General features: G+C 60.2%; 16 protein-coding genes, 2 tRNA genes and 3 rRNA genes. 5 read left to right on the top strand and 16 right to left on the bottom strand.

Annotation, left to right across the window (positions count from 1 at the left end; all coding sequences use genetic code 11):
* Window positions 1-7 precede the first annotated feature (7 nt).
* Genes SR858_RS00170 through SR858_RS00155 form a run of 4 tightly spaced genes read right to left on the bottom strand, consistent with a single transcriptional unit; the run spans window position 8 to window position 3,207 of the window.
* Window positions 8-763: an amino acid ABC transporter permease gene (locus SR858_RS00170; protein ID WP_019923573.1), complete on the bottom strand. Its 756-nt coding sequence runs from the start codon at window positions 761-763 to the stop codon at window positions 8-10.
* The gene (locus SR858_RS00165) at window positions 763-1,494 is read right to left on the bottom strand and encodes an amino acid ABC transporter permease (protein WP_019923572.1); all 732 of its coding nucleotides are present in this window, start codon (window positions 1,492-1,494) and stop codon (window positions 763-765) included. The genes SR858_RS00170 and SR858_RS00165 overlap by 1 nt, the downstream gene beginning before the upstream one ends.
* A gap of 20 nt (window positions 1,495-1,514) precedes the next feature.
* On the bottom strand, window positions 1,515-2,435 hold the full coding sequence (locus SR858_RS00160; RefSeq protein ID WP_019923571.1) for an amino acid ABC transporter substrate-binding protein: 921 nt from the start codon (window positions 2,433-2,435) through the stop codon (window positions 1,515-1,517).
* Between the two features lie 46 nt (window positions 2,436-2,481).
* A complete protein-coding gene (locus SR858_RS00155) occupies window positions 2,482-3,207 on the bottom strand; it encodes an amino acid ABC transporter ATP-binding protein (RefSeq protein WP_019923570.1) in 726 nt (241 codons plus the stop codon).
* A 261-nt stretch (window positions 3,208-3,468) separates the two neighbouring features.
* Here SR858_RS00155 and SR858_RS00150 point away from each other — a divergent pair, with 261 nt between their 5' ends.
* Entirely contained in the window at window positions 3,469-4,725 is a 1,257-nt protein-coding gene (locus tag SR858_RS00150) for a dicarboxylate/amino acid:cation symporter (protein WP_040378054.1), read from the top strand.
* Window positions 4,726-4,779: 54 nt separating this feature from the next.
* Here the strand turns inward: SR858_RS00150 and SR858_RS00145 are convergent, their stop codons facing one another.
* Window positions 4,780-6,609, bottom strand: a complete 1,830-nt coding sequence (locus SR858_RS00145) for an ABCB family ABC transporter ATP-binding protein/permease (protein WP_019923568.1) — start codon at window positions 6,607-6,609, stop codon at window positions 4,780-4,782.
* Window positions 6,610-6,692: 83 nt separating this feature from the next.
* On the opposite strand from SR858_RS00145, the gene SR858_RS00140 reads away from it, so the two are divergent.
* Both SR858_RS00140 and SR858_RS00135 read left to right on the top strand, forming a co-directional pair.
* Window positions 6,693-7,148 (top strand): acyl-CoA thioesterase, encoded by a 456-nt coding sequence (locus SR858_RS00140; protein ID WP_019923567.1) that lies wholly within the window; start codon window positions 6,693-6,695, stop codon window positions 7,146-7,148.
* Window positions 7,149-7,295: 147 nt separating this feature from the next.
* A complete protein-coding gene (locus tag SR858_RS00135; protein WP_019923566.1) occupies window positions 7,296-8,921 on the top strand; it encodes an alkaline phosphatase D family protein in 1,626 nt (541 codons plus the stop codon).
* Window positions 8,922-8,957: 36 nt separating this feature from the next.
* Here SR858_RS00135 and SR858_RS00130 read toward each other — a convergent pair whose 3' ends face one another.
* The 4 genes from SR858_RS00130 to SR858_RS00115 form a co-directional block, all read right to left on the bottom strand.
* Complete coding sequence (locus SR858_RS00130; RefSeq protein ID WP_019923565.1) at window positions 8,958-10,628, bottom strand: long-chain-fatty-acid--CoA ligase; 1,671 nt, start codon at window positions 10,626-10,628, stop codon at window positions 8,958-8,960.
* Window positions 10,629-10,630: 2 nt separating this feature from the next.
* On the bottom strand, window positions 10,631-12,334 hold the full coding sequence (locus tag SR858_RS00125; protein ID WP_019923564.1) for a long-chain-fatty-acid--CoA ligase: 1,704 nt from the start codon (window positions 12,332-12,334) through the stop codon (window positions 10,631-10,633).
* A gap of 211 nt (window positions 12,335-12,545) precedes the next feature.
* On the bottom strand, window positions 12,546-13,673 hold the full coding sequence (locus tag SR858_RS00120; protein WP_019923563.1) for an aminopeptidase: 1,128 nt from the start codon (window positions 13,671-13,673) through the stop codon (window positions 12,546-12,548).
* Window positions 13,674-13,682: 9 nt separating this feature from the next.
* Complete coding sequence (locus tag SR858_RS00115) at window positions 13,683-15,761, bottom strand: molybdopterin-containing oxidoreductase family protein (protein WP_019923562.1); 2,079 nt, start codon at window positions 15,759-15,761, stop codon at window positions 13,683-13,685.
* 161 nt (window positions 15,762-15,922) lie between these two features.
* On the opposite strand from SR858_RS00115, the gene SR858_RS00110 reads away from it, so the two are divergent.
* Window positions 15,923-17,119 carry a M20 aminoacylase family protein gene (locus SR858_RS00110; protein ID WP_019923561.1) on the top strand — a complete coding sequence of 399 codons (1,197 nt, stop codon included), beginning with the start codon at window positions 15,923-15,925 and terminating at the stop codon, window positions 17,117-17,119.
* A gap of 151 nt (window positions 17,120-17,270) precedes the next feature.
* Here SR858_RS00110 and SR858_RS00105 read toward each other — a convergent pair whose 3' ends face one another.
* On the bottom strand, window positions 17,271-18,158 hold the full coding sequence (locus tag SR858_RS00105) for an NAD(P)-dependent oxidoreductase (RefSeq protein ID WP_084670123.1): 888 nt from the start codon (window positions 18,156-18,158) through the stop codon (window positions 17,271-17,273).
* Between the two features lie 131 nt (window positions 18,159-18,289).
* Here SR858_RS00105 and SR858_RS00100 point away from each other — a divergent pair, with 131 nt between their 5' ends.
* Entirely contained in the window at window positions 18,290-18,835 is a 546-nt protein-coding gene (locus SR858_RS00100) for an acyloxyacyl hydrolase (RefSeq protein WP_026637593.1), read from the top strand.
* Between the two features lie 126 nt (window positions 18,836-18,961).
* On the opposite strand, the gene rrf is transcribed toward SR858_RS00100, so the two are convergent.
* From rrf to SR858_RS00070, 6 genes are all read right to left on the bottom strand, one after another.
* Window positions 18,962-19,074: ribosomal RNA gene (rrf, locus tag SR858_RS00095) — 5S ribosomal RNA — on the bottom strand.
* Window positions 19,075-19,224: 150 nt separating this feature from the next.
* Window positions 19,225-22,097 (bottom strand): 23S ribosomal RNA (locus tag SR858_RS00090).
* Window positions 22,098-22,317: 220 nt separating this feature from the next.
* Window positions 22,318-22,393 (bottom strand) — tRNA-Ala (locus SR858_RS00085).
* An 11-nt stretch (window positions 22,394-22,404) separates the two neighbouring features.
* Window positions 22,405-22,481: transfer RNA gene (locus SR858_RS00080), tRNA-Ile, on the bottom strand.
* Between the two features lie 63 nt (window positions 22,482-22,544).
* Window positions 22,545-24,073 (bottom strand): 16S ribosomal RNA (locus SR858_RS00075).
* Together the 16S, 23S and 5S rRNA genes with 2 tRNA genes alongside form the textbook arrangement of a ribosomal RNA operon.
* 358 nt (window positions 24,074-24,431) lie before the next feature.
* A complete protein-coding gene (locus SR858_RS00070; RefSeq protein ID WP_019924956.1) occupies window positions 24,432-25,634 on the bottom strand; it encodes a YbfB/YjiJ family MFS transporter in 1,203 nt (400 codons plus the stop codon).
* Between the last annotated feature and the right edge of the window lie 8 nt (window positions 25,635-25,642).

Genomic DNA, 25,642 nt, shown 5'->3' with positions numbered 1-25,642 from the left:
TTCAGGGTCAGTGCCGACATTTGGACACGAACTCATCACTATATGCTTGAGCCCGTGTCCGAATGTCGGCACTGACCCCGAAGCACTGACCCCGAAGCAGGTGGCGCGAAAGCCATGACAGGGTGCAGCATAGGATGAAGTAGACGGCTGCGACGAATGTGTACATTTCCACCAGCCGGCCGTCGCGCTGGGCGATCTTGCTGGCGGCGCCCACGAAGTCGGGCACCGACAGGACATATACCAGCGATACATCCTGGAACAGCACGATGGTTTGCGTGAGCAGCACCGGCAGCATGTTGCGCAGCGCTTGCGGCAGCACCACGCGGCCCATCACCTGCCAGTAGCGCAGGCCCAGCGCTTGCGCTGCCAGCACCTGGCCGCGCGGGATCGCCCGGATGCCGCCGCGCATGATCTCGCAGTAATACGCTGCCTGGAACAGCGTGAACGTGATCAATGCCGACCAGAACGTGCCCACCTTGACCGGCTCCTGCGCTCCGATCAGCCAGGCCGCCACGTACGGCACCAGGAAATAAAACCAGAAAATCACCAGCACCAGCGGCACCGCGCGCACCAGGTTGACGTACGCGCCGGCCGCCAGCGCCAGCGGCGCAAACCCCGACAGGCGCGCCAGCGCCAGCAATGTGCCCAGCACGACGCCACCCAGCATGGCCAGCACCGTCAACTGCAAGGTGAACGCCATGCCCACCTGGAACAGGTACAGCCACGACCGGGCGATCACATCGATGTCGAAATCGGCAAACATCAGCGGCCTCCCAGCGTGCCAGGTAGCGCCAGCCGGTGCTCGAGCCGGTGCATGGCAGCCGTCACCAGCAGATTGAGCAGTACGTAGATCACGGTGGCGGCGGCAAACGCTTCGAACACCTGGAACGAAAACTCCTGCAAGGCGCGCGCGCTGGCGGTCAGCTCGACGAGGCCGATGGTGAGCGCCACCGAGCTGTTCTTGATGATGTTGAGGAATTCGCTGGTCAGCGGCGGCATGATGATGCGCAGCGCCAGCGGCAGCAGCACGTGGCGGTAGGTTTGCCGCAGGTCGAGGCCTAGCGCCAGCGCGGCCAGGCGCTGGCCGCCGGCCAGCGCCTCGATACCGGCCGTGACCTGCACCGCCACCCGCGCCGACGTGAAAAAGCCCAGGCACACGACCGCGGTGACGAACGGCGCATTGGGCATGGCCTTCACGCGCTCACCTAGCGCAACCGGCAACACCTCGGGCACGACGAAGTACCATAAAAACATCTGCACCAGCAGCGGGATGTTGCGAAACAGCTCCACGTACGCGGTGCCGAGCCGGCGCCACCACGGCGACGGCAGCGTGCGCAGCGCGCCGATGGCAAAGCCGAGCGCTAGCGCCATCACCCAGCCGGCCAGCGCCGTGGCCAGGGTCCAGCCCAGGCCGTCCGCCAGGGTTTGCCAGTACGGGCGCACGCCGTCCGGCGAGAGTTCGCCAAAGATGGCCCAGTGCCAGTGGTAGTCCATGGCGGCGCCGGGGGTGGCGGTTACTTCACCGCGTAAGCGGCCGGATCGGGCGAGTCGGTCGGCTTGGCGATGGCCGCTTTCAGTTGCGCCGACATCGGGAAATTGAGGTTGATGCCGCGCGGCGGGATCGCGCTGGTGAACCACCTGGCGTAAATTTCCGGGAATTCGTCGGAGCGGTACAGGTCGGTCAGCGCGCCATCGACCACGGCCTTGAACTTGGGATCGCCCCTTCTGAGCATGATGCCGTACGGTTCGACCGACAGCGCCTCGGCGCCGATCACGTACTGGTCCGGGTTGCGCGCGGTGGCCAACTGGCCGGCCAGCAGGATGTCGTCGTTGGCCTCGGCCACGGCACGGCCGGTTTCGAGCATCAGGAACGATTCGGGATGATCCTTGCCGACCAGGATCTTCATGCCGAGCTTGCGTTCGGCGTTGAGCATGGTCATCTGCTTGTGGGTGGTGGTGCCGGCCGTGGCCACCAGCGTTTTCCCCTTCATGTCGGCCAGCGAATTGATATTGGACGATTTTTTGGTCAGCAGCCGGTTGGCGATCACGAACATGGTGGGCGCGAACGCCACCTGCTTTTGCCGCTCGGCGTTGTTGGTGGTGGAGCCGCACTCGAGGTCGATGGTGCCGTTGGCCATGAGCGGAATGCGATTGGCGGCGGTGACCGGGTTGGTGACGACTTTCAGGCCGCTCATATTCAGGTGTTTCTGCACGGCCGCCACGATCTTCATGCACAGGTCGATCGAATAACCCTGGTAGCGCTGGCGGTCGTCGAGGAAGGAAAACGGAATCGAGCCGTCGCGCACGCCCAGCGTGATGGTGTTGGTGCGCTTGATCTTGGCCAGCGTGCCGCCCAGGTCTTGGGCGCTGGCAGTGGCAGAGACCGCCAAGGCGGCCAAGGTGGTGACAATGGCGACGATGCGAAGATAAGACATGATTCCTCCCTGGGGTGAAAACAATGCCGGCGGCGCTGCCGCCCTTCTAGTGAATAATACGCGCTAAAAATTCGCGGGCGCGCTCGGAACGCGGCGCGCCAAAAAACTCGTCTTTGCCGCAATCCTCGAGGATCTTGCCCTGGTCCATGAACACCACGCGGTTGGCCACCTTGCGCGCAAAGCCCATCTCGTGGGTGACGACCATCATGGTCATGCCTTCCTGCGCCAGTCCCACCATCACGTCGAGCACCTCGTTGATCATCTCGGGATCGAGCGCCGAGGTGGGCTCATCGAACAGCATGGCGATCGGATCCATCGACAAGGCGCGGGCAATTGCCACGCGTTGCTGCTGGCCGCCCGACAGCTGGTTGGGAAACTTGTCCTGCTGCGACAACAGCCCTACCCGGTCCAGGTACAGCAAGCCGCGCGCGGTAGCCTCTTCCTCGCTGCGGCCCAGTACCTTGACCTGGCCCAGGTTCAGGTTCTGCCGCACCGACAGGTGCGGGAACAATTCGAAATTCTGGAACACCATGCCGATCCGCGCGCGCAGTTTGGGCAGATCGGTGCGCGGGTCGCCCACCGCAATGCCATCGACCGTGATGTTGCCTTCTTGAAATGGCTCGAGGCCGTTGACGGTCTTGATCAAGGTTGATTTACCCGAGCCGGACGGGCCGCAGATCACCATGACATCGCCCTTGGCGACGTTGGTGGTGCAATCGGTGAGGACCTGGAACTGGCCATACCATTTGCTGAGATTGCTGATCGCTATCATATTTTTGTCGCCCCGGGAGCGCGGAAAGAATCGATGTGGAACGGTGTCCACGCAAGCTTGACAGTGACCTTGGCCCCAAGGATACTGCGTCACTTGCTCAATACATTGCTCAATGTTTCATCAACTCACAAGGTTGAACTTGACGGGATCATACCTCCGCACACCGAGGAAATGACTTTATTTTGAACCAGATTGCGCTGGCGCAGAACCTCTCTGCGGCAAGCAACGTCCAAAGAGACACTATCACAGGGAAGCTAGAACATGCAGAAAAAAAGCCGATTGACCACCTACATCCTGCTTGCCCTGGTGCTAGGCATTATTACCGGCTATTTCGTCAACGCCAACGTGGCTACGCCCACCGGTTTCGTTGATTCGATGTCCTTGTTGACCACCGTGTTCCTGCGCCTGATCAAGATGATCATCGCCCCGCTGGTATTCGCCACCCTTGTGGTCGGCATCGCCCGCATGGGTGATGCAAGCGAAGTGGGCCGTATCGGCCTGAAAACCATGGGCTGGTTCTTCCTGGCCTCGGTCATGTCGCTGAGCCTGGGCCTGGTGCTGGTCAACATCTTCCGCCCTGGTGACGCGCTGCTCGGCCATATGTCCACTGCCGCTTCCAACACCGGCATCGTGGCGTCGTCGCTGTCGCTGAAAGACTTCGTCACCCACCTGGTGCCGGCGTCCATCGTCGATGGCATGGCCAAGAACGAGATCCTGCAGATCGTCGTGTTCTCGCTGTTCTTCGGTATCGCCGCGGCTGCCATCGGCGAAAAAGCCCGCATCCTGATCGACGCGCTCGACGGCCTGGCCCACATCATGCTCAAGGTCACCGGCTACGTGATGGCGTTCGCGCCGGTCGCGGTGTTTGCCGCCGTTGCCGGCACCATCGCCAAGAGCGGCCTCGGCGTGCTGTCCACGTACGGCGTGTTCATGGCCGAGTTCTACCTGGGCATCATGATCCTGTGGGGCTTGCTGATGTTTGCCGGCTTCCTGTTCCTGAAAAAACGTGTATTTGCCCTGATGGGCGAGCTGCGCGGCCCAGCGCTGCTGGCCTTCTCCACCGCGTCGAGCGAAGCGGCGTATCCGAAGACGCTGGAAGGCCTCGAGCGTTTCGGCGTGCGCAACCGCATCGCCTCGTTCGTGCTGCCGATCGGCTACTCGTTCAACCTCGACGGCTCGATGATGTACTGCACCTTCGCCACCGTGTTCATCGCCCAGGCCTACGGCATCGAGATGACCCTGGCCGAGCAGATCACCATGATGGCCGTGCTGATGGTAACCTCGAAGGGGATCGCCGGTGTGCCGCGCGCATCGCTGGTAGTGATCGCCGCCACCCTGAGCCAGTTCAATATCCCGGAAGCGGGCCTGCTGCTGCTGCTCGGTATCGACCACTTCCTCGACATGGCGCGGTCGGCCACCAACGTGGTCGGTAACGGTGTGGCCGCTGCGGTGGTCGCCAAGTGGGAGGGAGAATTGGCCCATCCCGGCGACGAAGAGATGATCAAGGATGCTGCCTGATTGATGGCGCCCTGAAGTAGAAAAGCCCGTTCAGGCGACTGAACGGGCTTTTTTTTATTGTGCTGCGACGTCTTCGTCCTGCCTGGCCTGCTGGCGCTGCCACATCTGCGCGTACAGGCCATCGGCAGCCAGCAGCGCCTGGTGGGTGCCGCGCTCGACGATGCGGCCATGATCGAGCACCAGGATCTGCTGCGCATCGGCCACCGTGGACAGGCGGTGCGCGATGACCAGCGTGGTGCGGCTCTTGGCGATCTCTTTCAACTGCGCCTGGATCGCCTGCTCGGCTTTCGAATCGAGCGCCGACGTGGCTTCGTCGAAGATCAGGATGGCCGGGTTCTTGAGCAGGGTGCGGGCAATCGCCACGCGCTGCTTTTCCCCGCCCGACAGTTTCAGTCCGCGCTCACCGACCATGGTGGCATAGCCGTCCGGCAGGCTTTCGACAAAATCATGGATCGACGCTGCGCGTGCGGCCGCCACGATGTCTTCGCGCGTGGCGCCCGGCTTGCCGTAGGCGATGTTGTACTCGATGGTGTCGTTGAACAGCACCGTATCCTGCGGCACGATGCCGATCGCGTGGCGCACCGAATCCTGCGTGAGCGACCGCAGATCCTGGCCGTCGATCGAGATGCTGCCCGTATTGACTTCGTAGAAGCGGAACAGCAGGCGCGACAAGGTCGATTTGCCCGAGCCGCTATGGCCCACCACGGCCGTGGTGGTACCGGGGGCGATCGTGAAATCGACATCGAACAGGATCTGGCGCTTGGCCTCGTAGCTGAAATCGACGTGGTTGAAGCGTACTTCCGCACCGGTGGTCGCCAGTGGCTGCGCGTCCTTGGCATCGGCGATTTCGCGATTCTGGTCCAGCAGCGAAAACAGCTTTTCCATGTCGGCCAGGCTTTGCTTGATCTCGCGGTAGATCACGCCGAGGAAGTTGAGCGGGATGTACAGCTGGATCATGAACGAGTTCACCAGCACCAGGTCGCCCAGGGTCATGGTGCCGGCGATTACGCCCTCGGTGGCGCGCCAGAGGATCAGCGTGACCGCCACCGCGATGATCAGGGACTGCCCGGTGTTCAGGACCGACAGCGAGGTTTGCGACTTGACCGCCGCCGACTCGTAATGCTGCAAGCCGTCGTCGTAGCGTTTCGCTTCGTAGTCTTCGTTGCCGAAGTACTTGACGGTCTCGTAGTTGATCAGCGAATCAATGGCCTTGGTATTGGCCTTGGAATCGAGTTCGTTCATGGTGCGGCGGAAGTGCGTGCGCCAGTTGGTCACCGTCACGGTAAACACGATGTACGACACCAGCGCAACAAACGTAATCACACTGAACCAGATATCGTAGTGCAGCACCAGGTAGCCCAGCACCAGCGTGATCTCGACCAGCGTGGGCAGGATGTTGAACAGCGTGTAGGAAATGAGCGAACCGACCGCGCGCGTGCCGCGTTCGATATCGCGCGTCATGCCGCCGGTCTGGCGATTCAGGTGGAAGCGCAGCGACAGCGCGTGCAGGTGACGGAACACTTGCAGCGCAATGGTACGCACGGCGCGCTGGGTCACCCGCGCGAACAGGAACTCGCGCAACTCGGTAAATACCGTGGTGGACAAGCGCAGCAAGCCATACACCACCAGCGCCGCCACCGGCAGTACCAAGAGTGCCTGCGGATGCTGCGGCGTGATGGTGAGCGAGTCGATCAGGCGCTTCATCACGATCGGCACGCCCACGTTGGCAAGCTTGGCGCCCACCAGGCAGCCCAGTGCCAGCAGCACGCGCCACTTGTACACCCACAGGTAGGGCAGCAGGGTTTTCAGGGTGGCGAGGTCGGTGCGGGAACGGGGAGCTGGCTGGACGCTGGCGTCGGCTGGCGAATTCGGATAACGGCGCATAGGGGCAAGATTGGGCGGGGTGGGCAGCGGGGGGCTTTTTATGGTTCAATCTTGGTCATTGTAGCCTTTGCCGAGATTTCACGATGACCACCCCAGAAAAAACCCCGCTTGCCATCACCACCATCAACCGGGGCCTGCCCGCTGGGAAAATGCCGGAACTGCGCATGATGCCCTCGCCGTCCGACGCCAATGTCTACGGCGACGTGTTCGGCGGCTGGATCATGGCGCAGGTCGATATCGCCGGTTCGCTGCCGGCCACGCGCCGCGCCAATGGCCGCGTGGCGACCATCGCGGTCAACTCCTTCGTGTTCAAGAACCCCGTGTTCGTCGGCGACCTGCTGTCGTTCTATGCCGATATCGTCAAGGTTGGCAATACGTCCATCACCGTCAACGTCGAGGTGTACGCGGAGCGCAACCGCCTGCAGGCGGACACCGTCAAGGTCACCGAGGCCGTGCTGACCTACGTGGCGACCGACTCCGACCGCAAGCCGCGCAAGGTGCCGCCCATTGAAACACTGATCCACGCGCAGCCCGCATGATTGGGGGCGGCCGGATACCCGCCTGGCGCGCCGCCATGGGTAGCAGCCGGATGACGTGCCTCGGGTACCGCCATAGTGGCCGCTGGATGGTCCGCCTGGGTAGCAGTTCAATCACTCGCCCTGGCATTGTCGTGGAGTCTCAACACCATGGATAACCAGCGCCGTATCTTTTTAGCCACCGCCAGCCACCTGGCCGCGCTGGCCACGCTGGCGGCGTGCCACGACACGCGCAGTGGCAATGCCAGCGAAAGCGGCGCAGGCGCGCGCCTGGCCATGCCCGCCAGCGCCGGCCAGGGCGCCTATCCATTCAGCCTGGGCGTGGCGTCCGGCTCGCCGCTGCCCGACGCGGTGGTCATCTGGACCCGCATCCTCTACGATCCCCTGAACGCCGCCGCGATGCCGGCCGTGGCCCTGCCGGTGCGCTGGGAGGTGGCCGACGACGAGCATTTCGGGCGCATCGTGGCGAAGGGCAGCGCCACCGCCACGCCGGCCCTCGCGCACAGCGTGCACGTGGACGTTAAAAACCTGGCGCCGGGCCGCTGGTATTTCTACCGCTTCATCCTCGGCGATGCAGTGAGCCCCGTGGGCCGCACCCGCACCGCGCCGGCAGCGGCCAGCATGCCCGAGCGCCTGAAACTGGCCGTGGCCTCGTGCCAGCATTGGGAGTTCGGCACCTACGCCGCCCACCGCCATATCGCCGCCGCCGCGCCCGACCTGGTGGCCTTCCTCGGCGATTACATCTACGAGTGGGGACCGTACCAGCTCCAGCACCCCAAGCGCGCGGTGCGCGTCTCGGAATCGTTCACGCTGGCCGACTACCGCAACCGCTACGCCCAGTACAAGAGCGACGCCCACCTGCAGGCCGCGCACCAGGTGGCGCCATGGATCGTCACCTGGGACGACCACGAAGTGGCCAACGACTACGCGGCCGACCGCGACGAGCGGCTCAACCCCGAATTCGTGCTGCGCCGGGCGGCTGCGTACCAGGCGTTCTACGAGCATATGCCGCTGCGCCTGTCGGTACCGAGACCGGGCGACTTTGCCAACATGCGCATCTACCAGCGCTACGACTGGGGGCGGCTGGCGCGCTTCCATGTGCTCGACGACCGCCAGTACCGCGCCTGGCATGCGTGCCCGCCCAAGGGGCGCGGCGGTTCCACCTCGGTGATCCGGCGCGACTGCGCGGCGTTGAACGATCCCAGGCGCACCATGCTGGGCGACGTCCAGCAGCGCTGGCTCGATGATGGCCTGACGTCGTCGCCAGCGCGCTGGAACATCCTGGCCCAGCAGACGCTGATGGCGCAGAACAGCCAGCTGCCGTTCAGACAGGATGCCGACGTGCGAATCTGGACCGATGGCTGGGACGGTTACCCGCTGGCGCGCCAGCGCCTGCTCGAGTCGCTCGCGACCAGCGGCGCCAGCAACCCGGTGGTGCTGTCGGGCGACGTGCACAGTTTTTTTGCGGCCGAGATCAGCCGCTATCCCACCCGCGCCGCGACCAGGAACAACCAGGTGCTGGCCAGCGAATTTTGCGGCACGTCGATCACGTCCCCATCACGGCCGCAAAAGCGCACCGAGGAATACGTGGCGATCAATCCGGGAATCAAGTATGGCAAGAGCGACCAGCGCGGCTTCATGCTGCTGGACGTCACGCCGGAAACCACCACGGCGCACTTCCAGGCGCTGGCCGACGTGCAGGATGCGGGGAGCGCAATCGCGACGGCGGCCAGTTTTGTAGTGCGCAATGGCCGCGCCGGGGTGGTAAAGGCTTGACGGTAAAATCCCCGCCTGGGCGGGGATCCGGGTGGCTTATGCCGGGGTTTTCTCGTCGCGCAGCTGGCGCCGCAAGATCTTGCCCACATTCGTCTTCGGCAGCTCATCGCGGAACTCGATGAACTTCGGCTTTTTATACGCCGTCAGTTCGTGCTTGCAGAAGTCCAGCAACTGCCCGGCCGTCAGGTTCGGATCCTTGCGCACCACGAACAGTTTGACGGCTTCGCCCGAATTCTTGTCCGGCACACCGATGCACGCCACTTCCAGCACGCCCGGGTGGCCGGCCACCACGCCCTCCACTTCGTTCGGGTACACATTGAAGCCCGAGACGATGATCATGTCCTTCTTGCGATCAACGATACGGGTGTAGCCGCGCTCGTCCATGATGCCGATGTCGCCGGTCTTGAAGAAGCCGTCGGCGGTCATGGTCTTGGCGGTTTCATCGGCGCGGTTCCAGTAGCCGGCCATTACCTGCGGGCCACGGATGGCGATCTCGCCGGTCTGGCCCAGCGGTACTGCGCGGCCGTCGTCGTCGATGATCAACACTTCGGTTGATGGAATCGGCAGGCCGATGGTGCCGGTGAATTCCTTGATATCGACGCGGTTGGCGGTGGCCACCGGTGACGTCTCGGACAAGCCGTAGCCTTCGATGATCGGCGTGCCGGTTACCTTGAGCCACTTGTCGGCCACGGCCTTCTGCACCGCCATGCCGCCGCCGTTGCACACCGAATAGCTGGAGAAATCGAGCTTGGAAAACTCCGGGTTATTGAGCAGCGCGTTGTACAGGGTGTTCACCGCTGGCAGCACTGCCACGCGGTACTTGGCCAGTTCCTTCACGAAGCCAGGGATATCGCGCGGATTAGGAATGAGCAACGTCAGTCCGCCCATGCGCATACCCATGAAGGCACTCACCGTCAGCGAATAGATGTGGTACAGCGGCAGTGCCGCCACGAACACCAGTTGCTCGTTGCTGTGCTTGAATTGCAGCCACGCCTCGTTTTGCAGCACGTTGGCGATGATGTTACGGTGCAGCAGCACCGCGCCTTTGGACACGCCCGTGGTACCGCCCGTGTATTGCAGGAAGGCGATGTCGTCGTGGCCCTGCTTGACCGGCTTTAAGGTCATGCCGGCGGCAGCCGCCATCATTTTCTTGTACGAGATCGAGCCGGGCAGCGAGAACGCCGGCACCAGCTTTTTCACCTTGCGCACCACCAGGTTGACGATCGTGCCTTTTACTAAACCCAGCATGTCGCCCATGGTGGCCACCACCACGTGCTTGACCTTGGTATTGGCGACCACCTGCTGCAAGGTGGTGGCAAAGTTTTCCAGCACGATGATGGCTTCGGAACCGGAGTCGATCAGCTGGTGCTGCAACTCGCGCGGCGTGTACAGCGGATTGACGTTGACCACCGTGTAGCCGGCGCGCAGGATCGCCGCCATCGCCACCGGGTACTGCAACACGTTCGGCATCATGATCGCCACCCGCGCGCCCGGCGACAGGCCCAGGCTTTGCAGCCAGGCGCCCATCTGCTGCGACAGCTGGTCCAGCTCGCGGTAGGTGAGGAACTTGTCCATGCACACATAGGCATTGCGGTCGGCGTACTTGCGGAATGCTTCTTCCAGCAAGTGCGTGATCGAGCGGAATTGCGTGCTGTCGATTTCCGCCGGGACGCCCTCGGGGTAGGACTTGAGCCAGATTTTTTCCATCGTTATGCAGCCTTCTCGTTCGTTTTTTTCTGTTGTTGGGTATCTTCGTCCCGCAGCATACGCCGCAAGATCTTGCCCACATTGGTTTTAGGCAATTCGTCCCGGAATTCGATATATTTCGGCTTCTTGTAGCCGGTCAGGTTTTGCTTGCAGTACGCCATCAGGGTCTCGGCGGTGAGGTTCGGGTCCTTGCGCACCACGAACATTTTGACGGCTTCCCCCGAATGCTCGTCCGGCACGCCCACGCAGGCGCACTCGAGCACGCCCGGGTGGGCGGCAACCACTTCTTCTAGTTCGTTCGGATACACATTGAAGCCGGACACCAGGATCATGTCTTTCTTGCGGTCGACGATTTTCACGTAGCCGCCTTCGTTCATGATGCCGATGTCGCCCGATTTGAAGTAGCCGTCGGCGGTCATCACCTTGGCGGTCTCGTCCGGACGGTTCCAGTAGCCGGCCATCACTTGCGGGCCACGGATGGCGATTTCGCCACGTTGGCCCAGCGGCACCTCGTGGCCATCATCGTCAAGGATGGCAATGTCGGTCGATGGAATTGGCAGGCCGATGGTGCCGCTGAACGCCACAGCATCGCCGCGGTTGCAGGTAGCGACCGGCGCGGTTTCGGACAGGCCGTAACCCTCGATGATCGGCGAGCCGGTGGCCTTGAACCAGCGCTCGGCCACCACCTGCTGCACCGCCATGCCGCCACCAAAGCTGAGCTTGAGGCTGGAGAAATCGAGGTGGCCGAAGTCGGGATGGTTGAGCAAGCCGTTAAACAAGGTATTCACCGCCGGCAGCATATTGAAGCGGTACTTGCCCAGCTCCTTGATGAAACCGCCGATATCGCGCGGGTTCGGGATCAAGAGGTTGAGCATGCCGCTGCGCATGCCCCACATGGCGCACACGGTCAGTGCGAAGATGTGGTACAGCGGCAGCGCCGCCACCATCACCGGCTGGGCATCGACCATGCCCACGGCCGGCGCCGCCCATGTCTCCATCTGCAGCATGTTGGCGATAATGTTCTGGTGCGTGAGCACGGCGCCCTTGGCCACGCCGGTGGTGCCGCCCGTGTATTGCAGGAAGGCGGGATCGGCAGGCTTGATATCGACCGGCGTGAGTTTCATGCCGGCGCCGTGCGACAGCGCAGCCTTGAAGCGCACCGCGTTGGGCAGCGAGTACGCCGGCACCAGGTGCTTGACGTTACGCACCACGAAGTTGACCAGCAGCCCCTTGGCAAAGCCCAGCATTTCGCCCATGGTGGCCACCACCACATGCTTGACCTGGGTGCGCGGCAGCACCTGCTCGAGCGTGTGGGCGAAATTTTCCAGGATCACGATGGCGCTGCAGCCGGCGTCGTTGAGCTGGTGCTCGAGCTCGCGCGGCGTGTACAGCGGGTTGATGTTGACCACGGTATAGCCGGCGCGCAGGATGGCGGCAATCGCGATCGGGTATTGCAGCACGTTGGGCATCATGATGCCCACGCGCGCGCCCTGCTTCATGCCCCGGCTTTGCAGCCAGGCGCCCAGGCGCTTCGAATAATTATCGAGCTCGGCATAGGTCAGATACTTGTCCATGCAGACATAGGCATGGCGGTCCGCGTACTTGCGGAAGGACTCTTCCAGCATCTGCACCAGGGAACCGTACTGTGCAGTATCTATCTCTGCCGGCATGCCGGGAGGATAGGACTTCAACCAGATTTTTTCCATGCCTGTGCCTCTTGTCTCGTTATCGTTGTGGGCCGGCGCATGGTGCCGGGTCAGGGGTGGCGTGTCGTCTGTGCGCACTGTCCGAGCCTGCTGATAACGCGATGCTATCGGTCAGTTGACGCGGACGCAAGCGCATTTAAACATAATTAGAACGCGCCTTCTAACGCGTTAAGACGAGCAAATCATGCTGCATAGCAGCAGGGGAGCCGTATCACAACATGCCCGGCGCGGCTTTTTGTCCGTCCTCTGCGGGGACGCTGTCCGCTGTTGCAGTGCGCGCGAGTTGATCCAGGCGCTGCTGGCGTTGAGCAAAATCAAGCGCAGCCATTTTTTGCACCGCACCATAAAATCGCACGAACGTTCTTTCTTGCTTGAGCAGGCTTCTGAATGCCGGCAGGTAATCGTGATAGGTACCGACCGCGCTCAGGTGCGCATTGGTCAGCGGCTCGGCAAACCAGCGGTCGTAACCGGCATAGCCGCCCCAGCCTTCCTTGAGCTTCAGGTAATCCGATTGAAGGTGGGCAAAGATGCGCGCCTTCTCGGCGCGGCGGTGGCGCACGCTGGTTTTGCTGGCGTAGTTATCGGCCAGCATTTGCCGGTGGCGCACCAGCAGCTCCAGAAATTCGGCGCGGCGGCCGTTGTAGCGCGTGTAGGCCAGGCGCATGTCGTCGTTGCCGTACAGCTCCAGCCAGCGCTGCACGCCGGCCTCTTCCACCGCCGTGGCAAAGCTTTCGTTGAACTGGGTATCGCCAGGTACGTACACCACCTGGTGCGCCAGTTCGTGGAACACCATGCGCGCCAGTTCGGCATCCGAGTAATTGATGAAGGTGGACAGCAGCGGATCGCTGAACCAGCCGAGCGTGGAGTACGCCGGCACGCCGCCCACTTGCACGTCGTTGCCTTCGCCGCGCAGTTCATCGGCGTAGGTCATGGCGTCGTCCTTGCTGTAGTAGCCACGATAACTGACGCAGCCGGCAATCGGGAAGCACCACTGGATCGGCCGCAGCGACAGCTCGGGTGTGGCCACCACGTTCCACAGCACAAACGGGCGCGACAGCGCGGCGTAGTTTTTATAGGAAGCGTTATCGGGCAGACCCAGCTCCTGCACCGCAAAGCGGCGGATCAGCAGCGCTTTTTCGAGCCGGGCTTTCAGTTGCGGATCGGTGGCGGGGTCGCCGAGCCAGTCATCGATCGGACGGGCGTCCGACCACAGCGAATATTGTCCTTGCGCCGCCTGCATGTAGTACTTGACCTGCGCGCAACCGGCCAGCAGCGCCAGCGTGCACGCCGCTACCAGCCAATACTTGGTACGAAGAACGCGGCGGGCAAATTGGCGCATACATTACCTTCAAGCACTAACTCTTTCAACCTGTACGAGTGTATCGTAAAACGTCGGTGCGCGGCCCATGTCGGTGAGGCGTTGGCTGGTGACTTCGTTGGCATTCTTGCCGTCGCTGGCAAGCTTTTTCCACCACACTGACAATCCGACCACCAGGCCCTGCCTGGCTTTATCGGTCACGCGCGCCTTGGCCACGAAGGTGCCGCGATCATTGAAAATCCTCACCATTTCCCCATGGGCGACGCCGCGCTCAGCGGCGTCAAGCGGGTGGATGTCGAGGTGCGGCTCGCCTTCGGCAGCACGTAAGCTCTTGACGTTGACGAACGTCGAATTGAGGAAATTGCGCGCCGGCGGAGAAATCATCGCCAGTGGGTAGCGCTGTGCAAGTTGAGGGTTGCTTGCAACAGATTCATACGGTTCGAGGTAAGTCGGCAACGGGTCGAGGCCATCCGCCGCCATCTGCGCCGAGTAAAACTCGCACTTGCCCGATGGCGTGGGAAAGCCACCGTGGGCAAACGGCGCCTCGGGCATGTTGAGCTTTTGCCAGCCCTTTTGTTTCAGCGATTCCCAGTCGAAGTGCATGGCGCGGGCATCGCTGGTCTTGAACGCTTGCGCGGCCAGCTGGTCGTCGGTCTCGGCAAAGCACGGATCGGTAAAGCCCATCGCGCGCGCCAGCAGCCGGAAGATTTCCGTGTTGGGCTTGGACTCGCCCAGCGGCGCAATGGCGGCGTTGTTGGCCATCATGTACAGGTGGCCGTACGACGTGTGGGCGTCGATGTGTTCGAGCTGGGTGGTAGCGGGCAGCACGATGTCGGCGTAGTCGGCCGTATCGGTCTGGAACTGCTCGATCACGACCGTAAACAAGTCTTCGCGGGCGAAGCCGGCCGCCACTTTCGACGAGTCGGGCGCGATCGCCACCGGGTTGGAGTTGTACACGATGACGGCCTCCACCTGCGGGCCGAACGCGGGCGAACTTGGGCGCAATAAATCGTCGCCGATAGTGGTCATGTTGATGGTGCGCGGCATTTTTTTCAGCAAGTCCGGCCGTTGCAGCGCCGGCTTGTTGGTCGGGAACGAGCCGCTCGACGACAGTTGCACGCCACCGGCCGCGTGGCGCCAGGCGCCGACCAGTGCCGGCAGGCAGGCGATATTGCGCACTGCCATGCCGCCGCCACGCACGCGCTGTACACCGTAGTTGGTGCGGATCGCCACCGGCAAGCCGGCCTTGGCGGTCTGGCCGTACAGGCGCGCCAGGTCCACCACTTCGGCGGCGGTGATGCCGCAAGTGGCAGCGGTGCGCTCGGGTGTCCATTCCGCCGCGCGTGCCTTGAGCTGGTCAAAGCCCAGCGTGTAGTCGGCGATGTAGTCGTGGTCGAGCAGGTCTTCGGCGATCAGCACGTGCATCAGGCCCAGCGCCAGCGCGGCGTCGGTGCCGGGCAGCAGGGCGATATGCTGGTGGCATTTCTCGGCCGTGAGCGAGCGGTACGGGTCGATGGCGATCAGCTTGGCGCCATGGCGCTTGGCTTCCTGGGCGCGGGTCCAGAAATGCAGGTTGGACGCAATCGGGTTGCCGCCCCAGATGATGATCAGCTTGGCATTTTGAAACTGCTCCATGTCGGTACCCATAGAGGCGCCGATGGTGTACCGGTAGCCGGTGGCGCCAGCCGTGGCGCACACGGTGCGGTCCAGCAGCGAGGCGCCCAGCTGGTTGAAAAAGCGCGAGGACATCGACTCGCCCTGGACCAGGCCCATGGTGCCGCAGTAGCTGTACGGCAGGATCGCTTCCGGATCGCGCGCGGCGATCGGCGCCAGTCGGTCGGCAATGGTGCGCAGCGCCTCGTCCCAGCTGATACGCTCGAACTTGCCCTCGCCCTTGGCGCCCACGCGGCGCAGCGGATGCAGCAGGCGCTCGTCGTGGTAGGTACGCTCGGTATAGCGCGACACCTTGGTGCATAGCACGCCGGCCGTGGTCGGGTGGTCGGGGTCGCCCTTGACGGCGGTGGCCACGCCGTCTTCCACGGTCACCAGCAGGGCGCAGGTGTCGGGGCAGTCGAGCGGGCAGGCCGCGCGAACTTGTGTGCTTGTCATGTCTGGATCCAAAATAGCGGGAGGCGTAAAAACAATATGGTAAACGATTAGGGTCTTGCTCATGCCGGCTTGAGTCCGCTCTGGATAAAGTTGACGCACACGGGCTACAATGGTCCTTCTCGCTACTCACAAGGCAAGCGAAATCCCATATGGAGAAGCAGATGAAACTAGTTGATCCCATCATTGCGTTTCAATCCGAAATACAGCAGATCCGCCGCGATCTGCATGCCCATCCAGAACTCTGCTACGAAGAGCAGCGCACGTCCGACGTGGTTGCCGACAAGCTCACGCAGTGGGGCATTCCCGTCATCCGTGGCCTGGGCGTGACCGGCGTGGTCGGCATCATCAAGAATGGCACGTCCGAGCGCTCGATCGGCCTGCGCGCCGACATGGACGCGCTGCCCATGCAAGAAATCAACACTTTTGACCACGCCTCGCGCCACCCGGGGAAAATGCACGCCTGCGGCCACGATGGCCACACCGCCATGCTGCTGGGCGCCGCCAAACACCTGGCCGAGCACCGCAACTTCGATGGCACGGTATATCTCGTTTTCCAGCCAGCCGAAGAAGGCGGCGCTGGCGCCAAGCGCATGATCGAGGACGGCCTGTTCGAGCAATGCCCGATGGATGCGATCTACGGCATGCACAACTGGCCCGGCATTCCGGCCGGCCACATGAGCGTGGCCGAGGGCCCGATGATGGCGTCCAGTAACGAGTTCTATCTGACCATCAAGGGCAAGGGCGCACACGCGGCGCAACCGCACAAGGGCATCGACCCGGTGATGGTGGCGGTACAGATCGCGCAAAGCTGGCAGACCATCATCAGCCGCCAGAAAAGCCCGCTCGACACGGCCGTGCTGTCGATCACGCAAATCCATGCCGGCAGCGCCACCAACGTGATTCCCGACGACGCCAAGATGGTCGGCACGGTGCGCACCTTCACCTGGCCGGTGCTCGACCTGATCGAACAGCGCATGGAAGAAATCGCCCGCCACACGGCGGCGGCTTTCGGCGCCGAGGCGGAATTCCGCTTCCGCCGCAACTACCCGCCGCTGGTCAACCACCCGGCCGAAACCCGTTTCGCGGTGGAGGTGATGAAGGAAGTACTGGGCACCGACCGGGTGGACGACCAGGTGGAGCCAACCATGGGCGCGGAAGACTTCGCGTACTTCCTGCAGGCCAAGCCCGGCTGCTATATGTTCATCGGCAACGGCGAAGGCGACCACCGCGATGGCGGCCACGGCCTCGGTCCATGCGTGCTGCATAACGGCAGCTATGACTTCAACGACAACCTGTTGCCGATTGGATCAAGTTTCTGGGTGCGGATGGTGGAGAAGAGTTTGCCGCTGGCGGGTTAGATTGACGGCATTGGCCGACCGCCCACCTGCGCAGCGGTCCGCCCATGCGCAATGACGGATGGACCGTCAACCGCCCGCTTTTGAGTCGTCATTCCCGCGCAGGCGGGACGGTCCGCCGATGCGGTCCATAGAACGGTCGGGCAGAACAACCTCAAATCCTATCCGCCCCACTGCCAACTCGCAGTCCCGGATTCAACCCCTCCAGCCCTAGCAGCGCGGCAGAATGATCCGCCTGCGGCAACTGCTCAGCCAGCGCCTCGAACCGCTCCGTCACCAGCGCGGTGACCGGCAACACCACCCCGGCAGCGGCTGCCGCAGCGAGAATGTTGCGCTGGTCCTTGACCTGCGTAGCCACCTTGCCGCCAGCGACAAAGTTACGCTCCAACATGCGCTGACCATGAACATCGAGGATTTTGCTCTCGGCGAAGCCGCCGCGTATCGCTGTCCGCATCGCGGCAGGATCGGCCCCGGCCGCCTGGGCCAGCAACATGGCTTCGGCCACGATGTTGATGGTCGCGCCGACAATCAGTTGGTTGCACAGCTTGGCCACCTGGCCGCTGCCGGCCGGTCCCACTAATGTGGGCCGCCCCATGGCCGAGAAGATGGGAAGCAGTTGCTCGAAATCGTCCACGCTGCCACCCGCCATGATCGCCAGCGTGCCAGCCGCCGCGCCGCCCACGCCGCCGGACACCGGCGCGTCGACAAAGCGGTGTCCCTGCCCTCGCAGCAACGCGTGAAACGCCTGCGCCTCCGCTTGCTGCGTCGAGCTCATGTCCACCCATAATGCCTGCGGCGCCAATGACGGCAAGGCATCCTGCATGACTTGGGCCACGATCGGGCCGTTCTCCAGCATCGAGATGACGATGCTGGCATCGCGCAACGCGTCATCAAGCTTCGCCACCGGCAGTGCGCCCGCGTCGGCCAGCGCCTGTGCCTTGGCGAAGGTGCGATTCCAGACCGTGACCGCGTGGCCGGCCGCAAGCAGGCGCCGGACCATGGGATCTCCCATCAAGCCAATACCGAGAAAAGTGATGCGCATAGACAATCCTGCTCTGAGGGTAATCAAAACACCGGTGCGCCGGAAGAAAATCCGGAACACCGGTACAATCTTGCCAGCCGTATCAAACACGCATACAGCACTGAAAAGTCGGAAATAAACTCAAGGATACTATGTTCGCGAAGACAATGATGGCGGCAGTGGCCGCCCTGATGGTGAGCCAGGTTGCAATGGCCCAAGACAAACTGATCGACTCGGTGTCGGTCGATTACGGCGCCGGGCCGAAGCAGCGCATGGTGCGCCTGAGCGCGGCCAATGACTGGGAAAAGCGGTGGTTCCAGTCGAACGGTACGCACCTGAGCGGCTACTGGGAAGGCAGCGTCGGTTACTGGCGCCAGAACCAGTACCGCAACGTCCCAGGCTGGGAAAAAGGCCTGTGGGACGTCGGTTTCACCCCGGTATTCCGCTTCCAGAATGACAACAAGAAGGGGATTTACTACGAAGCCGGTATCGGCGTTCACCTCTTGTCCAGCCTGTACAAAAACGACAGCCGGGAATTGTCGACTGCCTTCCAGTTCGGTGACCACATCGGTATCGGCTACGTGATGCAGAATAACTGGGAAGTCGCGCTCAAACTGCAGCACTTCTCCAACGCCAGCATCAAGCGCCCGAATGGCGGCGCGAACTTCCTGGAACTGAAAGCGGCGTATCACTTCTAAGCAGGTTCGCCACCGGTTTCCACATCAGCGCTTCTCCGGAAGCGCTTTTTTATACCTGTTTTATAGACGCCCAAATGCAAAAAACCCCCAACCGGATCACCGGAAGGGGGTTTTTCTGTATAACTAGCCTGACGATAACCTACTTTCACACTGGTTGCAGCACTATCATCGGCGCAAAATCGTTTCACGGTCCTGTTCGGGATGGGAAGGGGTGGGACCGATTTGCTATGGTCATCAGGCATTGAACTGTACGAGTCGCGTTTTTGTGAACGTTACTCAGAATCTGGAATTGGTAAGTAGTTGGTGAGTCATGCTCACCTGGGTAATGAAGTTGTGTATCAACGAACGTTCCAACGCACTTCTTATTCGCTACAACCTGCTAAGGTTATAGGGACAAGCCGTACGGGCAATTAGTACTGGTTAGCTTAATGCATTACTGCACTTCCACACCCAGCCTATCAACGTCCTGGTCTCGAACGACCCTTCAAAGAGCTCAAGGCTCTGGGAAATCTCATCTCAAGGCAAGTTTCCCGCTTAGATGCTTTCAGCGGTTATCTCTTCCGAACTTAGCTACCCGGCAATGCCACTGGCGTGACAACCGGTACACCAGAGGTTCGTCCACTCCGGTCCTCTCGTACTAGGAGCAGCCCCCTTCAAATTTCCAACGCCCACGGCAGATAGGGACCAAACTGTCTCACGACGTTTTAAACCCAGCTCACGTACCACTTTAAATGGCGAACAGCCATACCCTTGGGACCGGCTACAGCCCCAGGATGTGATGAGCCGACATCGAGGTGCCAAACTCCCCCGTCGATATGAACTCTTGGGAGGAATCAGCCTGTTATCCCCAGAGTACCTTTTATCCGTTGAGCGATGGCCCTTCCATACAGAACCACCGGATCACTATGTCCTACTTTCGTACCTGCTCGACTTGTCAGTCTCGCAGTTAAGCACGCTTATGCCATTGCACTATCGTCACGATGTCCGACCGTAACTAGCGTACCTTCGAACTCCTCCGTTACACTTTAGGAGGAGACCGCCCCAGTCAAACTGCCTACCATGCACTGTCCCCGACCCGGATAACGGGCCAAGGTTAGAACCTCAAATGAACCAGGGTGGTATTTCAAGGTTGGCTCCACGAAAACTGGCGTTCCCGCTTCAAAGCCTCCCACCTATCCTACACAGATTGATTCAAAGTCCAATGCAAAGCTACAGTAAAGGTTCATGGGGTCTTTCCGTCTAGCCGCGGGTAGATTGCATCATCACAAACACTTCAACTTCGCTGAGTCTCGGGAGGAGACAGTGTGGCCATCGTTACGCCATTCGTGCAGGTCGGAACTTACCCGACAAGGAATTTCGCTACCTTAGGACCGTTATAGTTACGGCCGCCGTTTACTGGGACTTCAATCAAGAGCTTGCACCCCATCATTTAATCTTCCAGCACCGGGCAGGCGTCACACCCTATACGTCCACTTTCGTGTTTGCAGAGTGCTGTGTTTTTATTAAACAGTCGCAGCCACCAGTTTATTGCAACCCTTTCGCCCTATCACAGTAAAGTGACCAAGCTACCGGGGCGTACCTTTTCCCGAAGTTACGGTACCAATTTGCCGAGTTCCTTCTCCCGAGTTCTCTCAAGCGCCTTAGAATACTCATCTCGCCCACCTGTGTCGGTTTGCGGTACGGTCTCGTATGACTGAAGCTTAGAGGCTTTTCTTGGAACCACTTCCGATTGCTACAGAGCCGAAGCTCTTCGTCCCAGTCCCTTGAATTCCGCGCCCGGATTTGCCTAAGCGCCTTCTATGAACCAGAAACTGCCTATTCCAACAGGCAGACAACCTTCCGCGATCCGTCCCCCCATCGCATCATACGACGGTGCAGGAATATTAACCTGCTTCCCATCAGCTACGCATCTCTGCCTCGCCTTAGGGGCCGACTCACCCTGCTCCGATGAACGTTGAACAGGAAACCTTGGGCTTACGGCGTGGGGGCTTTTCACCCCCATTATCGCTACTCATGTCAGCATTCGCACTTCTGATACCTCCAGCATCCTTTACAAGACACCTTCGCAGGCTTACAGAACGCTCTCCTACCATATCCTTGCGGATATCCGCAGCTTCGGTGACTGGCTTAGCCCCGTTACATCTTCCGCGCAGGACGACTCGATCAGTGAGCTATTACGCTTTCTTTAAATGATGGCTGCTTCTAAGCCAACATCCTGACTGTTTTAGCCTTCCCACTTCGTTTTCCACTTAGCCAATCTTTGGGACCTTAGCTGGCGGTCTGGGTTGTTTCCCTCTTGACGCCGGACGTTAGCACCCGACGTCTGTCTCCCAAGCTCGCACTCATCGGTATTCGGAGTTTGCAATGGTTTGGTAAGTCGCGATGACCCCCTAGCCATAACAGTGCTCTACCCCCGATGGTGATACTTGAGGCACTACCTAAATAGTTTTCGGAGAGAACCAGCTATTTCCAAGTTTGTTTAGCCTTTCACCCCTACCCACAGCTCATCCCCTAATTTTTCAACATTAGTGGGTTCGGACCTCCAGTGCGTGTTACCGCACCTTCATCCTGGCCATGAGTAGATCACTTGGTTTCGGGTCTACACCCAGCGACTATCGCCCTGTTCGGACTCGATTTCTCTACGGCTTCCCTATATGGTTAACCTTGCCACTGAATGTAAGTCGCTGACCCATTATACAAAAGGTACGCAGTCACGGAACAAGTCCGCTCCTACTGTTTGTATGCACACGGTTTCAGGATCTATTTCACTCCCCTCCCGGGGTTCTTTTCGCCTTTCCCTCACGGTACTGGTTCACTATCGGTCGATTACGAGTATTTAGCCTTGGAGGATGGTCCCCCCATATTCAGACAGGATTTCTCGTGTCCCGCCCTACTTGTCGTACGCTTAGTACCACCGTTTGAATTTCGTGTACGGGGCTATCACCCGCTATGGCTGCCATTTCCAGAGCATTCCACTATTCAATCGACTATCACGTACAGGCTCTTCCCATTTCGCTCGCCACTACTTTGGGAATCTCGGTTGATTTATTTTCCTGCAGCTACTTAGATGTTTCAGTTCGCCGCGTTCGCTTTGCAACCCTATGTATTCAGGTTGCAATACCCTAAAAGGGTGGGTTTCCCCATTCGGAAATCTGCGGATCAAAGCTTGTTTGCTAGCTCCCCGCAGCTTATCGCAAGCTACTACGTCCTTCATCGCCTGTAATCGCCAAGGCATCCACCATGTGCACTTATTCACTTGTCCCTATAACGTTAGCCCCTGCGACTAAACAAGGAGCGTTTATAGGAATAAGAAGTACTACGTTGTTGCGTTTGTTGATACATACAATCATTACCCATCGCATCACGTTTTACCGTAACACGACACATAAAAATCTACTTACTTCTTCCAGATTGTTAAAGAACATACAGCACTTGGTCTCTAAAAGACCAAATCTAAACCTAGCGGCTTACATTTGAACTCTTGGTGGAGGATGACGGGATCGAACCGACGACCCCCTGCTTGCAAAGCAGGTGCTCTCCCAGCTGAGCTAATCCCCCATGGGTAAGACTGGTAGGGCTGGTTGGACTCGAACCAACGACCCCCGCGTTATCAACACGGTGCTCTAACCAGCTGAGCTACAGCCCCAAATGCTGTTCTTCTAATTGACAGTCGATAAGTGTGAACGCTTGATGATGAGTGCTACTCTAGAAAGGAGGTGATCCAGCCGCACCTTCCGATACGGCTACCTTGTTACGACTTCACCCCAGTCACGAATCCTACCGTGGTAAGCGCCCTCCTTACGGTTAAGCTACCTACTTCTGGTAAAACCCGCTCCCATGGTGTGACGGGCGGTGTGTACAAGACCCGGGAACGTATTCACCGCGACATGCTGATCCGCGATTACTAGCGATTCCAACTTCATGCAGTCGAGTTGCAGACTACAATCCGGACTACGATACACTTTCTGGGATTAGCTCCCCCTCGCGGGTTGGCGGCCCTCTGTATGTACCATTGTATGACGTGTGAAGCCCTACCCATAAGGGCCATGAGGACTTGACGTCATCCCCACCTTCCTCCGGTTTGTCACCGGCAGTCTCATTAGAGTGCTCTTTCGTAGCAACTAATGACAAGGGTTGCGCTCGTTGCGGGACTTAACCCAACATCTCACGACACGAGCTGACGACAGCCATGCAGCACCTGTGTGCAGATTCTCTTTCGAGCACCCTCCAATCTCTCGGAGGTTTCTGCCATGTCAAGGGTAGGTAAGGTTTTTCGCGTTGCATCGAATTAATCCACATCATCCACCGCTTGTGCGGGTCCCCGTCAATTCCTTTGAGTTTTAATCTTGCGACCGTACTCCCCAGGCGGTCTACTTCACGCGTTAGCTGCGTTACCAAGTTAATTAAAACCCGACAACTAGTAGACATCGTTTAGGGCGTGGACTACCAGGGTATCTAATCCTGTTTGCTCCCCACGCTTTCGTGCATGAGCGTCAGTTTTGACCCAGGGGGCTGCCTTCGCCATCGGTGTTCCTCCACATATCTACGCATTTCACTGCTACACGTGGAATTCTACCCCCCTCTGCCAAACTCTAGCCTTGCAGTCACCATCGCCATTCCCAGGTTGAGCCCGGGGATTTCACGACAGTCTTACAAAACCGCCTGCGCACGCTTTACGCCCAGTAATTCCGATTAACGCTTGCACCCTACGTATTACCGCGGCTGCTGGCACGTAGTTAGCCGGTGCTTATTCTTCAGGTACCGTCATTAGACCTCTGTATTAGAAAAGTCCGTTTCTTCCCTGACAAAAGAGCTTTACAACCCGAAGGCCTTCTTCACTCACGCGGCATTGCTGGATCAGGCTTGCGCCCATTGTCCAAAATTCCCCACTGCTGCCTCCCGTAGGAGTCTGGACCGTGTCTCAGTTCCAGTGTGGCTGGTCGTCCTCTCAGACCAGCTACTGATCGATGCCTTGGTAGGCTTTTACCCTACCAACTAGCTAATCAGATATCGGCCGCTCCAGGAGCATGAGGTCTTGCGATCCCCCACTTTCATCCTTAGATCGTATGCGGTATTAGCGTAACTTTCGCTACGTTATCCCCCACTCCAGGGTACGTTCCGATATATTACTCACCCGTTCGCCACTCGCCGCCAGGTTGCCCCGCGCTGCCGTTCGACTTGCATGTGTAAGGCATGCCGCCAGCGTTCAATCTGAGCCAGGATCAAACTCTTCAGTTTAATCTCTGTTTATTTGCCGATTTCTCGGCACCGTCTTTCGACGGGTCGCTCACTCAAAATACTGACAGGCCACTATTTTCATAGCGCCTATTTCATTACTTCTTGTGAACATTTGATATGTTAAGTATCACGGAGACTAGCTCCGTGTGCACTGTCATCAAACGTCCACACTTATCGACTGTTAATTTTTAAAGAACTGTATTTGGTGTTGCGGTATTGCGTTTCGCTGCGATCGTTTTGTCTGCCGCGAAGAAGAAAGAGTATGAAGCGTTTAGCTTGTTTCGTCAACCTTCTTTTCCGTACTTTCTTACCTTCGCTTCGTTCAGCATTTGCATGCTGTGTTCTGCGAGGGGGCGAATTATAGGCTGGCTCGCAGGGGCTTGGCAAGCACTTTTCTGGCGCCGTCCGACAGAATAATCATGGCCAGCGCAGCCGCGCCCACGCCCATCAATATCCGGTGATCGCCGCCGCTTTGTGCGAACAAATACGAGTAACCGTAACCGGCCAATGCCTGCGTCAGCGCGAACACCGTGGTAGCCTTGCTCCAGACGATGTTTTGTCCATGGGCGTCGCCCGACAAAATGCGGTGCAGCCGCGCCAGGGTAATCGGCGGCACGCCGGGCGGATAGGAACCGATCACCAGCGTCGCCAGCATCAGCACCAGGTGGTGTGTCGAAAACATCATCAGCACTACCGCGCCGATTTGCAGCCAGGTCATCAGGTGGCTGGTGGCCGAGGCGCCCAGGCGATCGGACATCCAGCCATAGGCCATCGGGCCGATCATGGCGCCCACGCCATAGACGATCCAGAACAACGCCGCCTCGTGCGAACCCCACCCAAGACCACGCGCCACATAATCGACCAGGAACATCATCAACGGCACCAGGCCCACGGCCATCAGCGCGTATTGCACATACAGCAGCATGAGTTCGGACCGTGCGCCCGCTGCCATGGTGACGGCGGCCTGCCCTGCCGGCGGATGGGTGTGTACCGCATGCGGCCAGCACGCCCAACTTGCAATGGTCAGCAGCAGCGACAACACGCCGAGCCCGAGCCAGGTAGCGCGCATGCCGACATCAAGCAACAACGGCACCAGCGTGCCCGACATGGCAATCCCCACGCCGATGCCGAGGAAGATGGCGCCGCTGGCCATGCCCTTGCGCGCGGCCGGCACATGCGGTAACACGCTCGATGCGGCCAGCACCATGATCACACCGCCCGACACGCCCGACAGCAGGCGCCAGACGAAGAACCATCCCACCGACAATGGAAATGCGCAGGCAAAGAATGCCAGCGACGTCAGCACCATCATCGCCCGCAAGGCGGACCTGGCGCCATAGCGGCGCGACAGCGGCCGTCCCAGCAATGCACCCACCAGGTATCCGACCAGGTTGGCCGCCCCCAGGTACACCACGTCGCTGGCAACAAACCAATGCGCCTCGATCATCGGCGGGATCAATGGCGTGTACGCAAAGCGCGCCAGCCCGATGCCTACCAGGCTGGCGCACAGGCCGGCAAATATGGCACGCGCGGTGGCGGCCCGGTCTTCAACGATATCCATTCACAGCT

Origin of the sequence: Duganella zoogloeoides (assembly GCF_034479515.1) — a bacterium.
GTDB classification, from domain to species: Bacteria; Pseudomonadota; Gammaproteobacteria; order Burkholderiales; family Burkholderiaceae_D; genus Rugamonas; species Rugamonas zoogloeoides.
Note: the sequence above shows the minus strand (reverse complement) of the source record. Positions and strands in the feature narration are given on the sequence as shown.